The organism is Phocaeicola faecicola (assembly GCF_013618865.1).
In the GTDB taxonomy this organism is placed as follows: Bacteria; Bacteroidota; Bacteroidia; order Bacteroidales; family Bacteroidaceae; genus Phocaeicola; species Phocaeicola faecicola.
This window is the reverse complement of record NZ_JABSOE010000083.1, coordinates 1-14,540: the sequence shown is the minus strand read 5'-3', so window position 1 is coordinate 14,540 and position 14,540 is coordinate 1. Positions and strand designations below refer to the sequence as shown.

General features: G+C 37.4%; 8 protein-coding genes. All 8 read left to right on the top strand.

The window, feature by feature from the left end:
* The first annotated feature begins 179 nt into the window (after positions 1-179).
* The 8 genes from H3001_RS17150 to H3001_RS17115 all read left to right on the top strand — a co-directional run bounded on the left by H3001_RS17150 (position 180) and on the right by H3001_RS17115 (position 14,418).
* The gene (locus tag H3001_RS17150; RefSeq protein WP_181215591.1) at positions 180-3,002 is read left to right on the top strand and encodes a triple tyrosine motif-containing protein; all 2,823 of its coding nucleotides are present in this window, start codon (positions 180-182) and stop codon (positions 3,000-3,002) included.
* A gap of 283 nt (positions 3,003-3,285) precedes the next feature.
* On the top strand, positions 3,286-6,354 hold the full coding sequence (locus H3001_RS17145; protein ID WP_181215590.1) for a SusC/RagA family TonB-linked outer membrane protein: 3,069 nt from the start codon (positions 3,286-3,288) through the stop codon (positions 6,352-6,354).
* 23 nt (positions 6,355-6,377) lie between these two features.
* Positions 6,378-7,844 carry a RagB/SusD family nutrient uptake outer membrane protein gene (locus H3001_RS17140; protein ID WP_181215589.1) on the top strand — a complete coding sequence of 489 codons (1,467 nt, stop codon included), beginning with the start codon at positions 6,378-6,380 and terminating at the stop codon, positions 7,842-7,844.
* A 90-nt stretch (positions 7,845-7,934) separates the two neighbouring features.
* Positions 7,935-10,265 carry a beta-glucosidase BglX gene (gene bglX / locus H3001_RS17135; RefSeq protein WP_394367818.1) on the top strand — a complete coding sequence of 777 codons (2,331 nt, stop codon included), beginning with the start codon at positions 7,935-7,937 and terminating at the stop codon, positions 10,263-10,265.
* Between the two features lie 33 nt (positions 10,266-10,298).
* Positions 10,299-11,162, top strand: coding sequence for an endonuclease/exonuclease/phosphatase family protein (locus H3001_RS17130; RefSeq protein WP_181215588.1), 864 nt, complete (start codon positions 10,299-10,301; stop codon positions 11,160-11,162).
* Positions 11,163-11,288: 126 nt separating this feature from the next.
* Positions 11,289-12,803 carry a 3-succinylated cholic acid synthase gene (bas-suc, locus tag H3001_RS17125; RefSeq protein ID WP_181215587.1) on the top strand — a complete coding sequence of 505 codons (1,515 nt, stop codon included), beginning with the start codon at positions 11,289-11,291 and terminating at the stop codon, positions 12,801-12,803.
* An 83-nt stretch (positions 12,804-12,886) separates the two neighbouring features.
* Entirely contained in the window at positions 12,887-14,170 is a 1,284-nt protein-coding gene (locus tag H3001_RS17120; RefSeq protein ID WP_246368674.1) for a glucoamylase family protein, read from the top strand.
* Positions 14,171-14,262: 92 nt separating this feature from the next.
* On the top strand, positions 14,263-14,418 hold the full coding sequence (locus H3001_RS17115) for a hypothetical protein (protein WP_181215585.1): 156 nt from the start codon (positions 14,263-14,265) through the stop codon (positions 14,416-14,418).
* The last annotated feature ends 122 nt before the right edge of the window (positions 14,419-14,540 follow it).

Below are 14,540 nucleotides of genomic sequence, written 5' to 3'. Positions count from 1 at the left end.
AACGATTCAGATGCCATAAATTCGGTTTCGAAGATATGGTGATTCTTATTGCTTGTGGATTACACAACTTCAGAATCAGCCACAAAATGAGTCATATAACAAATTAATCTATATAATGTCTAATTATCATATTTTTTTGTAATTTTGCTCGATAGGTAACCTTTTGTACTATTTTTTTTATGAGCACTTATCGATTTTTTGTATCCATTTTACTTACCTTTTGTTTAAGCCTAGATGTTATAGCGCATCAAAAACCTCATATCACAAATTTTGCTCGCGACAAATATCATGCATCCAATAAGAACTGGAGTATTGGGCAAGATGAAAGAGGCATCATGTATTTTGGTAATGATACTGGGCTTTTGGAATCTGATGGAATAGAGTGGAACTTATATACGATGCCTAATAAATCATTTATCAAAGCTTTGTGTGTAGTTTCACACAACCAAATATATACAGGAGGTTTTGAAGATTTCGGTGTGTGGAATAGAACCAAAAGTGGCGAGTTAACCTATAACTCTCTTGCAGGCTTGCTGCCTGACAAAAGTTTGGATAATCAAAGCTTTTGGAGAATATGGAAGGATAATGATAAGATATACTTTCAGTCATTTACTAATATATATGTGTATAACCACCAAGCCATTGAACGGTTAACTAATTCAGTGGATTTTCTGCTTTTAAATAAGGTGAGAGATGAGTTCTTGGTTCAAGAAATGTATGGCTCTCTTTTCCAACTTAAAAATGGGCAATTGAATAAAATGGAAGGAAGTGAATTTATGAACGGGACACTTACCCGTGTGGTTCTTCCTTATCCGAACAATCAATACCTCTTAGGAACTTCAACTGGAGAGCTCTTTTTATACGACCGTAAAAACTTCATACCATGGAACAATGTTCTTTCTCGCCAATTAAATGGGAAGGAATTGAATTGTGGAATTTATTGTTCCAAACGCAATAGCTATTATTTAGGTACATTGCTCGATGGTATATATGAAGTTGATACTGAAGGGAAAATACTCAATCATTTCGCAGCGCCCAATTCGTTACAAAATAATACAATCTTAGCTATCTATGAAGACCTTAAACATAATATTTGGGTAGCCATGGATCATGGTCTAGCTTACATCCGCTATACTGACGGGCTTAGCTATTTTCATACAACAGAAAGAAACTCATTGGCTATCTATGACGCTACTATTTGGAATGATTTGCTATTTTTAGGGACTAATCAGGGTGTATACATTGTCCAACAAAGCAAACTTGACAGAGTTGATGTGTTTAGTTCTTTGAAGCTAATTAAAGGCACTGAGGGGCAAGTTTGGTCTTTTAGAAAAATGGATGAATCGCTATACTGTTGTCACAATAATGGATTGTTGGAAATTTGTAAAAATCTTTCCATACGGCAGCCTTACCGAATAGATTGTGGTGTTTTTAAGTTGATGGATCAGATTATTGATAGACAACAGATTTATCTCTGCACTACTTATAAAGAACTTCATGTCATAAATCCCAAAAATAAAGAAGTTATCCGTATCAATTACCCTACCGATCAAATAAATAATGCAGAATTCGATCATGTAGAAAACATTTGGCTCGAAACTACGAATCGCGGTATTTATAGATGCAAGTTATCGGAAGACTTAAAATCCTTTCGTTATTCTTCTTATTATGGGCATGAAAGAAATGAAAACCTTCCAGCTCATTTGCAAGTAAGTTCTGCTAGCGGTCGTATTTTCTTCTTAGGTGATAATCACTTTTATACCTATAATGAAAGTGAAAATGAACTGCAGCTTGACCCTTTGTTGAATCAATGCTTTGCTGATATTCAGGATATCAAAAGAATTATTCCTATCAATAACGAAGAAAGTTGGGCAATCACTTCCTCTTCAGTATACCGCTTTTATTACGATGGTTATCTTGCACGGATTAAAGAGTCCTATAAAATAGAAGCTAATAATTTGTCGCTGATTACAGCTTATGAAAATATCTCTGTACTCAACGATACCTTGTCTCTTATCTGCCTTGATACAGGTTTCATCTTACACAACTCCCAACACAGTCAAAAGGAAATCAAGCCATTGGATGCTCCCAGTTTAAAGTATATACAATCAGATGGAAACTTTACGAACTTTTTTGAAGTTGGCAAAGAAATCAAAATTCCATTTGACGAAAATACGATTACTGTCGGTTTCTTTGTCAGCAATGCTTTCATTGACAATTTAGCAGTAGAGTATAAAATGGATGGGGTAGACAGTACTTGGAGTGACCCTCAAAGAATGAATAGTGCTTCGTATGCGCGCTTGCCGCATGGGAAATATACACTTCATCTACGTTCTACTGATGGAACAAGCAACTATTCACCTGTAACCACAGTAAACTTTGAGATTCTGCCTCCTTGGTATAAAACTATCTGGTGGTATTTAACTTGCGTGCTCTTCATTGTCCTGGTCCTCATCGGCAGTTATTGGGTTATGAAGAAACGTTGGCATACCCAGCATGTTAAACGCCTTAAGGTGTTGGAAAATGAACAACTGCGTTCGTTGAATGAAAGGCTTCAACATGAAATAGAAGTCAAAAATGCTGAATTATTTACACAAACTTCGTTTATTATCCATAAGAACGGGCTCATTCTCGAATTAAAGTCCATAATTGATGAAATCATTCAAGTTAATTCGCAAAAATCAATTATACCGCTAACTAGAAGAATAAATGTGTTGTTGACAGAAAACCTCAATACAGAAGATGACTGGAAAATGTTTCTAATAAAATTTGAGCAGAAACACCCTTATTTTTTCAAGTCTCTAAAAGAAGACTATCCTATTTTGACAAATAATGATTTGCGTTTATGTGCATGCCTAAAATTAAATATGGAAACCAAAGATATTGCTTCATTGATGAATTTGTCTGTGCGTGCGGTAGAAAATAACAGATACAGGCTTCGGAAAAAACTCGATTTAAAGCCAAACCAAAATCTCAATGAGTTCTTTTTATTAATAGAATAAGGAGTTATCGCAAAAAAATGATACGTACTCCATAATCAAAGAGAATACTTTGTCTTTGATTATGGAGTACGTATATAATTGTATATCATAGATATATTACCATTTAAGTAGTAATTGTGTATCCACTCAAAAGTTAAAACTACCTCGTATGTATTCTCAATGATGCCTTTTATTTGTCTTTCACCTCTAAGCTAAATAGCTTTGCATACATCAACGTTCAAATACCTGCGCAGACGATTTTGAACCTAGAGAAAAATAGTTATCCATTTAAAAATTTAATGCAATGAAGAGAAATTCACATTTTCTATTCAAAACGACCTCATGGCTACAAGCTTTGTGTGTAATGGCATGTGTTTTTTTTATAAGTATGCCAGTACTTGCTCAAACCCAAAACATCTCTGGTACTATAAAGGATGTACTAGGAGAGCCAATTATCGGAGCATCCATTTTGGTGGAAAATACTCAAAATGGAGTAATCAGTGATGTAGATGGAAATTATATGTTACTAAATGTTCCCAACAACGCTACTCTTTCTATTAGTTATATTGGTATGCTCACGCAAAAAATAAAAGTCAATGGAAGAACAATAATCAATGCCGTTTTGAAAGAAGACTCACAGCAACTTGAAGAAGTTGTAGTAATCGGTTATGGTGCAGCTAAAGCTAAAGACCTTACAGCTCCTATTGCGGTGGTGAAAGGCGATGAACTTACTGCTATACCCTCTACCACTCCTATGGCTGCGCTGCAAGGTAAAGTGGCTGGTGTTAATATTGTTAATAATGGTGCTCCAGGTGAAGGTCCTACTGTGCAGATTCGTGGTGTGGGTTCCTTTGCTAACAGTAAACCTTTATTTGTTGTAGATGGTATGTTCTACGATAATATCAACTTCCTTAACAATGCTGATATTCAAGAAATGTCTATTTTGAAAGATGCTTCTGCAGCAGCTATTTATGGTGTGCGTGCAGCTAATGGTGTGGTATTGATTACTACTAAAAAAGGATCGAATAATCAAAAAACTAAAATAACCTATGATGGTTATGTAGGTATTCAAAAAGCATCTAATGTTCTTGAATTATGTAATGCTCATGAATATGCAACAATGTTATTGGAAGGTAATTACGATTCATATGTTTCGCATTTCAAACAATCAATAGACAATTATGGTGGAAGTTATCAGGATTCAGATTTCCATAATTGGACATTTGGTGCGGATAATGATTGGTATGATCACTTGCTTCGTACAGCGGCAATTACTAATCATAGTTTAAATATCAATGGAGGTTCTGATAAGGCTATTTATTCTATGGGAGCGAGCTATTTGTATCAGGATGGTGTGATGGATGTTGAAAATAACTATAAAAGAATGAATTTGAGAGCTTCCGTAGATTTTGATGCAACTAAATGGCTGAAAGTAGGTGCTAATGGTGTCTTCAGCAAATCAAAACAACAGGTTCCTAACAATCAAGCTTGGCAAAAAGCGTTCAACTGTCCGCCCATTGTAGCTTTATACGATGAAACTAACGATAAAGGCTTCCCTGATAAATTTGGCTCTCCAGATGCTATTGGCTATAGTTCAAATTTCTATAATCCTGTAGCAGCAGCCAAGTACTTTGATTCCAACAGGGAAAGTTATCAAGTGTTAAGTAATTTTTATGCACAATTAGAGCTTATTCCTCATAAATTGATTTTCAAGACCAATTACTCTTATAACTTTCTCTCATCACAAGAGCGGACTTTTACTCCAAAATACTATGTAAGTAGTTGGCAACAATCAAAAACAACAGAACTTCTCAAAAAAGAAAATAAGAATTATGGTTATATTTGGGATAATACCTTGACATATAATGATCAATTAGGTAAACACAGATTTGGTGCAATGGCCGGTTATTCTATGCGTGAAGAACAGTGGCGTATGCTGCAAGGTAAAGCAAGCAATGTCCCAGAAGGAGTAGATGAATACTGGTATATAAAAAATGGTGATGCGGCTGGAGCAACCGTTACTGATGACGCTTTTTGTTATCGTGGCCTTTCTTACTTTGCTCGCTTGAATTACAATTATAATGAAAAGTACCTGTTGATGTTAACTATGCGTGCCGATGGGTCTAGTAAGTACCAAGAAAAATGGGGATATTTCCCTTCGGTAGGTACTGCCTGGGTTGTTTCAGAAGAATCGTTCATGGAAAATCTGAAATGGATTGATTTTTTGAAAGTACGAGCAAGCTGGGGTAAGTTGGGTAATGACCAAGTTGCTGCAAGTGATGGATTCGCTTCTATCAATACAGGTAATGGAGCATCAGGTGTCTTTGAAAATTCTACTATTTCAGGTTATCAGAACACAACTTATTTTAGTTGGTTGAAATGGGAGAAAGTGGAAGAATGGAATGCAGGTGTTAATTTTATTGTTTTGGGTAATCGATTGAATATTGATTTTGACTACTATCATCGTCTGACTAAAAATGCTGTAATATCACCGCTGTTGCCTTTCAGTACCACTACTTTAGCTGGTAATCACGGCCAAATCTTAAACTCAGGTATTGATATTAGTGCAAATTGGACGGATAAAATAGGTAAAGACTTTACTTATAATATTGGTGTAAATATTTCTACATTGAGAAATCGCGTTAAAAACCTAAATGGCCAAAAGATTATCAGAGGAGGAAAGACTGTGAATATCGTTGGTAAGGAAATGAACTCGTTTTATGGCTTCCAAATGGTGGGGGTTTATCAAACAGATGAAGAATGTGCAGCAGATCCTATTGCAGTAGCCAACGGATGCGTGCCCGGTGATTTGAAGTATGCTGATTTGGACAACAATGGTGTTTTAGATGGAAATGACCGTACTACTCTAGGCTCATATATTCCAAACTTCACTTATGGTATTAATTTAGGCTTGACGTATAAGAATTTTGACTTTCAGTTGACTACTTACGGTCAAGCAGGGGCCCAGATGTTTAATCGCAAACGTGCATTGCGTTATGCATCTCAGAACTATAACTTCGACCGTGCTCAATATGAAAACCGTTGGACTGGTCCGGGGTCAACCAACTCCAATCCTTCTGCAGCAGCTTTGTTGAAACCTTGGAATGTCAGTGATCAGAAATACAGTTCTTACTTCGTGGAAAGTGCGGATTATTTCCGTATTCAAAACATAACATTGGGCTATAATTTCCGCAACATCAAATTGGGAACATACACTTTGCCAGGCGTGCGTTTAAGCTTGACAGCAGACCGTCCGTTTACAAGTTTCAAAGCAAATACGTTCACTCCTGAATTGTCAGATAGTCAAGGTTGGGATACAGAGGTTTATCCTTTGACTTCAACTTATACTTTCGGAGTAAGTATCGATTTTTAATGATTAACATATAAAAAATATATATGAAAACAGTATTACGACCATTTATATGCATGATAATAGCCCTTCTAAGTTTATCATTGGCATCATGCAACGATTTCTTGGATAAAGAGCCAGAAGGAAAAGTTCCTGAGCAAAAGGTTGACTATACCAATATCAGTAATATGTATCAACCTGTATCAGGCGTATATGCAAAGATTCGTACCAGTGGATTACACTGGGTGATTTGGGAGATAACTACCATTCGTGATCAGGATGTATTTAGTGGTCAATGGAACGGAAGTGATTATTATAACCTTAGTGAATATAAATACAATGATTCATTTTGGGGTATCAATGAGATTTGGATGCAATATTATAACATCATCAAAACAGCCAATGCTGCCATAGAATCTCTAGATTTATATTCTGAAAACATTACTACTGAAGAAGATTCAAAAAAATACAAAGCTTATCGTGGTGAAGTAATGTTTATGAGAGCTTATGCGTATTACCGTTTGGTTCAGGCATTTGGACCTGTTACTATTCTGCGTGACAATAATCAGAAAGATTTGCAACGCTCTACAGTCAAGGCTGTATATAAGTATGCTTTGGGTGATTTGCAATATGGTATGACTAACATGCCTCGTATTCGTCCAAACCAAAATGAACACAAAGGTGCTGTAACAGCCTTTTCTGCTGCGATGTTGGCTGCTAAAATACATTTGAATATGGGCAATTATGCAGAGGTGGAACAGCTGACGGATGATATCATCAAACACGGAAACTTTACGCTTTATCCCGACTTTTATCAACTGTTTAAAATTCCAGGAAAGCTATGTGATGAATCCATGTTTGAATGTCAAATGACAGATTTCGGTAATGGAAGCGGTGAACTTATTGATGCCGACCAATGGTTTGTATGCCAAGGTCCGCTGAATAAAGGTAGTGACATCAGAGGTTGGGGAGACTGCGGAATCTTGAAGTCATTCCGCGACTGGGCATATAGCCGTGGCGAAACTATTCGTGCTGAAACTTCTTTTTTGTTGGCAGGTCAGACTACCAGAGATGGAGATTATATCCAACCGCAACTGGATCCGAAAAAGACAGACTGCTGGAATGGTAAAGCGTACACTCCACTTAACCAATTGACCCCAGGACGCACCAAATATGGAACTAATAACAATGCTCGTATTTTCCGATATGCAGATGTACTTCTAATGAATGCAGAAGCTAAAATCAAACTTGGAAAGAATGGTGACGCTCCTTTCAATGAAGTAAGAAGACGTGCTCAGATGGATGAAATTACCAATGTGACATTCGAACAAGTTATTGATGAAAGACGCATGGAATTTGTATGCGAATGGGGTGAAAGATATAATGACCTTTGCCGCACGGGGTTGGCTGCCACACAACTAAAAGGTTGGAGTAAAGAAAAGGAATTTTTACCATTGCCTTTCAACCAATATACCCAAATAGCTGATTTGCTTTTGGAACCAAAAGATGAATAAAAAGCATCAAAATACTAACATAATTATGAAGAATTAGCGTTTGCATCAGAAGCACGCTAATTCTTTACAAATGAAAAGACTCGTATAGCTATGAATATGAAAAGAAAAGCGAAATTAATTATAGGTTCACTTTTTACCTTGAGTATAGGATTAAGCAGTTGCCAGCATTCTGCTACCTCATCTAGCCAAACAATGGACCAATTTATCAGCGATTTGATGTCAAAGATGACAGTAGAAGAGAAAATAGGTCAGCTTAATTTACCGGTTACTGGTGAAATTACAACGGGAGAAGCCACTAACAGCGATGTTGCTAAAAAAATTGAACAAGGATTGGTTGGCGGATTGTTTAACCTTAAGGGTGTAGATAAAATTAGGGAAGTTCAAAAACTGGCAGTTGAAAAGTCTCGATTGGGCATTCCACTCATATTTGGAATGGATGTCATTCACGGGTATGAAACAATTTTCCCGATTCCTCTTGGTCTTTCATGTACTTGGAATATGGAAGCTATTGAACAGTCGGCTCGTATTGCTGCCACTGAAGCCAGTGCGGATGGAATCTGCTGGACTTTCAGTCCGATGGTGGATGTTTCACGTGATCCTCGTTGGGGGCGTGTAAGTGAAGGAAATGGTGAAGATCCTTTCTTGGGTGGCGCAATTGCACAAGCTATGGTGAGAGGTTATCAAGGAAAGGATATCCATAAGCAGCTGAAAAATAATAATCAAATAATGGCTTGCGTAAAGCATTTCGCATTATATGGAGCTCCTGATGCTGGTAGAGATTACAATACGGTAGACATGAGCAGAAACCGAATGTTCAATGAATATCTCTATCCTTATCAAGCAGCAGTAGATGCCGGTGTTGGTAGCGTAATGGCTTCTTTCAATGAGGTGGATGGTGTACCAGCTACAGCAAATAAGTGGCTGATGACTGATGTCCTTCGCAATCAATGGGGGTTTAATGGATTTGTCGTAACAGACTTTACAGGTATCTCAGAAATGATTGCTCATGGAATAGGCGATTTACAAACAGCTTCAAAGCGAGCCCTGGATGCAGGTATTGATCTGGATATGGTTAGTGAAGGGTTTATCGGGACTGTTAAACAATCAGTAGCTGAGGGTAAGATAGAAATGTCTGTTATTGATCAAGCATGTCGTAGAATCTTAGAAGCCAAATATAAGTTGGGACTATTTGCTGATCCTTATAAATATTGCGATTTGGAACGTCCTGCAAAAGAGATATTTACTCAAGATCATAGAGCTATGGCACGTCAAATAGCTAGTGAAAGTTTTGTGCTATTAAAAAACGATGGTTTCAAAGGACAAACACCTATATTGCCTTTAGATAAAAAAGGTACTGTTGCTGTGATTGGACCGCTGGCTGATACACGCAGCAATATGCCGGGTACTTGGAGTGTAGCTGCACGTTTAAACGAATACCCTTCGTTGTATGAGGGGCTGAAAGAAATGACAGCAGGTAAAGTGAATGTGCTGTATGCCAAAGGCAGTAATCTTGTCAGTGATGAAACTTATGAAGAACGTGCCACTATGTTTGGTCGCTCTTTAAACCGAGACCAACGTTCTGATAAAGAAATGCTTCAAGAAGCATTAAGAGTTGCCAGCCGATCGGATGTGATTATTGCGGCTTTAGGAGAATCATCAGAGATGAGTGGTGAAAGCTCTTGCCGTACCAATTTGGATATACCGGATGTGCAAAAAGAACTTTTAAAAGTTCTCTTGCAAACAGGAAAACCTGTGGTATTGACTCTTTTTACGGGACGCCCATTGACACTTACTTGGGAGCATGCACACGTTCCAGCAATATTAAATGTATGGTTTGGAGGTAGTGAGGCTGCATACGCCATTGGAGACGTGTTGTTTGGAGATGTGAACCCTAGTGGAAAGCTAACTATGACATTCCCTAAAAATGTTGGGCAGATTCCTTTGTTCTACAATCACAAGAACACAGGAAGACCTTTACCGCAAGGAAAATGGTTTGAGAAATTTCGTAGCAATTATTTAGATGTAGACAATGATCCGTTATATCCTTTTGGCTATGGCTTGTCTTACACGACCTTCCAGTATAGTGACATACATCTTGATCATTCCGTATTACAAAAAGATGGTAAGATTATTGCTTCTGTAGTAGTAACCAATACGGGTAAATACGATGGTGCAGAAACCGTACAACTCTATATCCGTGACTTGGTTGGAAGCATTACTCGTCCGATAAAGGAACTAAAAGGTTTTAAAAAAGTATTTATTAAAGCAGGTGAAAGCCAAAAAATATCGTTTGAAATAACACCAGGGCTTTTGTATTTCTATGATTTTGATTTAAATTATGTGACTGAGCCAGGAAGATTTGATGTCATGATAGGAGGAAACAGCAAGACTGTTAAAACAGCTCAATTCACGTTGGAATAAAAGTTGATGCAGATAACTAAAAAAGGAATTCAAATGAAATATTCAATACCCTTGTTTTTAATTAGCAGTCTCTTGTTCTTTGGAAGTTGTAAATTTCGATCTGAGTCTGAAAAAAAACCTTTGGAGGTTATGAGTTTTAATATCCGCCTAGACGCAGCTTCAGATGGTGATAATAACTGGAAGTTCCGTAAGGAAGAGGTCTATAAAATGCTTCACTATTATCAGCCTGATTTATTAGGTATGCAGGAAGTTTGCCACAATCAAATGGAAGACCTTAAGCAAGCGATGATTTCCTACCAAGCAGTAGGGGTAGGTCGCGATGACGGAAAACAAGCAGGAGAATATAGCCCAATCTTTTTTAATAAAAAGCGTTTTACGCTTTTGGAGGAAGGGCATTTTTCATTGAGTGAAAAACCAGAGCAGTTTGGGCTGAAAGGGTGGGATGCGTCTTATAATCGTGTGGCTACTTGGGTAATTTTACAGGATAAAGATAATCACAACAAATTTATTTATCTGAATACTCATTTGGATAATGATGGTAGTGTAGCACGTAAAGAAAGTATTAAGCTTATATTGCGTAAAATCAAGCAGATATCCTCTGATTTGCCCGTAATTCTTTCAGGAGACTTTAACTGTGAGCCTCATGAAGAGCCACTCCATTATTTGGAAAAACATAAAATGTTTAACACACTTCACACTTCAGAGATATGTTATGGACCGACATATTCATTCCATGATTTTGGGCATCTGACTATAGACAAAAGAGTTTTGTTAGACTATATTTTTACAAGCAATGAATATGCCACACATCGCTATAGGATTGTAGAGGATAAACCTCAAAACGCCTATCTTTCCGATCACTATCCTGTATTGGTAAGACTTATGCTGAAAAAATAAATTGTTGAGAAGAAAATTAAGCATTGCGGCTTAAATAATGGATTCAAGAGGAGACACGCCTTTAACGGTTAGGTCTCCTCTCTGCATAGAGCTTATTTGTATTTTGAAATCTAATTATTTGAATCTATGAAAAAACGGTTTTTGTTAATAGCAATCTTTTGTTATCTGTTTATGCAAAATAATCTTACTGCACAGGTTAATGAATTGCAACGAACAACTCCTGAAGAACAGGGAGTTCCCTCAAGTGCAGTCATTGCCTTATTTGACTCATTAATGGCTTTACCTCAAACAGAAATACACAGTGTGATAGTTCTTCGTCACGGTAAAGTAATTGGTGAAATATACCCTGCTCCTTTTGCTCCTATTTATCGTCACACAATGTATTCTTGTTCTAAAACATTTGTCGGTGCTGCTGTAGGATTAGCAATTCATGACAATTTGCTGCGCCTTACTGACAGAGTTGGCTCTTTTTTCCCTGAAATGTTCCCTGATTCTGTTTCTGAAAACCTTGCCAGTATCACTGTACGTGATTTGTTGACCATGTCATCTGGCATTACACCCAATTGGGATATGCGTAACACTTGTAGTGATTGGATACGTACTTTCCTTCATAAACCAGTAAAGACTCCAGGAGTGAAATTTGAATACGACTCCATCAATTCTTATCTGTTGTCTGCTATTGTGCAAAAAGTAACTGGAGTAACCTTACTTGAGTATTTACAAAAGAAATTGTTTACTCCTATGAATATTACTGATGTAGCTTGGGAGTTAAGCCCTGAGGGATTTAACACTGGGGGCTGGGGACTTCACATACAAAGTGAATCATTGGCAAAGTTTGGTCTTTTATTATTAAACCATGGTGTATGGGAGGGACGACAATTATTGCCAGCCTCTTGGGTAAATGAAATGACTTCTAAACAAATGGAGGCAGGAAATGAGGATTATGGTTATCATATGTGGCTTTGTGAATATCCAGGAGCAGTATGTGCAGATGGAGCTTTAGGGCAATATATTCTCATTATTCCTGAAAAAGATATGGTAGTCGTCATTACAGAATGTACTCTTATCAATGGTAGTCGCCAACGCAGTTTTGTGTGGAATAATCTGCTTCCAGTGGTTAAAGAGGGTTCTATTGTTAAGGATAAAGGTTATAAAAAATTGGTAAACAAACAGAAACAATATACTCTTCCATTGGTGCAAGGAAAACGAAAAAGCAGTAAATTCCATGAGTATGAAAAAAAGATTATCAAGCTTTCACCCAATAAATATGGGTGGGAGACTATCCGTTTGGAATATATAGACCAAATGATCAAACTTCACATTCAGGAAAGAAATGGGCATAGTTTTATTCTTCCTTTTGGCTATAAACAATGGTCTACTGGTGTTCTAGATACTAACCCACCATACTCTATACAGCCAGTGGGGTGCTTTAAAGGATTAAATGGTCTTTACTATGTAGCAGGAAGCTATGCATGGAGTCAGGCACACGTACTTCGGCTAAAGGCTCATTATGTTAATTGGGTAAGCTCTTTGGATCTTACAATTCGGTTTGACAATCAGAATGTAAACATCGAAGTGAAAGAAAATTACTCTAGTGAAAAGCAATCTTTTTTAGGTGAGCTTGTTGAAAGCCATCGGTAACTACTGTGTATTTGCACTATGTAAATGATTATTATGTACTAAAAAATAATTTTAAGAAAATGATAAAGTATCTAATATGTTTGATGCTGTTGTTTAACTCGATTGGTGGAGTATTTGGACAGACAGCTAATAAGAAACTTTCAGATGAAGTATTAATGACTTTGGTTCAGAAACAAACATTTCGTTATTTTTGGGATTATGCTCATCCTAAATCGGGATTGGCTCGCGAGCGCAGCAATGGTGAAGACGATATTGTTACGATTGGGGGATCTGGATTTGGAGTAATGGCTATTATCGTAGGTGTAGAACGAGGTTTTGTAACTCGTGAAGAAGGGGCAGACCGTGTGCTGAAAATAGTACAATTCTTAAGTAATAAAGAAACCAATAGTTATCATGGAATGTGGCCTCATTGGATTGATGGAAAAACAGGCAAAACTATTCCTTTCAGTCGAAAAGACGATGGTGCAGATGTGGTAGAATCTGCTTTTTTGTTTCAGGGACTCTTGGCTGCTCACCAATATTTTTCTTTGAATAATTCTGTTGAAAGCAGTATACGAGGCATTATCGATCGTTTGTGGAGAGATGCAGAGTGGAGTTTCTTTACACAAGGTCAGGATGTATTGTATTGGCATTGGTCTCCCAATAATGGTTGGGCTATGAATCATCAGATTAAGGGTCATAATGAATGTCATATTGCTTATGTCTTAGGGGCTTCTTCTCCAACTTATGCCATAAAAACGGGTGTGTATCATAAAGGATGGGCAACATCAAATGTTTTTTTAAATGGTCGTGAATACTATGGTATCAAATTGCCCTTAGGAAATGATTTTGAAAAGGGTGGACCGCTATTTTTTACGCACTATTCTTATATGGGGTTAGACCCTCGTGGGTTGAGAGATTGTTATGCTGACTACGAAGAGCAGATGAAAGCTCATACTCTTATAAATAGAGCATATTGTATTGATAATCCGAAGGAGTATAAAGGGTATGGTAAGAAGTGTTGGGGGTTGACAGCCAGTGATGGCGATAAGGGGTACTCAGCTCATAGCCCAGGCAATGATTGTGGAGTTATAACTCCCACTGCTGCAATTTCTTCTATTGCTTATACTCCGAATTATTCGTTGGAAGCTATGCGGTTTTTTTACGAGGAATTGGGGGAGAATCTGTGGGGTGAATACGGTTTTAAAGATGCATTTAACTTAACCAATAACTGGTTTGCTCATTCTTACCTGGCTATAGATCAGGGTCCTATAGTTGTGATGATTGAAAACTATCGTTCTGCATTAATTTGGAACCTTTTTATGAGTCATCCTGATATTCAGAGAGGATTAAAAAGACTTGGATTTACTTCTCCTCATTTGAAATGAAATTCCCATGAGATAAAAAATCACGCCCAAGAGAATGTAAATAGTCAAGCTGAAGTTACCTTTGTATAGTGTAACCCTAAAATGTATCAGTTATGGCAGAAGTGACATTTCCTCAGTTGATACAGCGCGCTTGCGGTATCGACGTCCACCTGAAGGTTGTGGTGGCGACAATTGACGGAGCAGGCATCCAACGCGAGACCCGCTCATTCAAAACCTTCACGAGTTCTTTGAATGAATTGAAAGAATAGAGTTTATATCGAATAATTGATTAAAGCGTTCTTTGACTTATCTTTGTGGTCTAAAAAGTTCAATTGATGTATTATGACAAGATTCGCCACCGTCATAGCCAAGTGCTTGCAGCGACAGGATT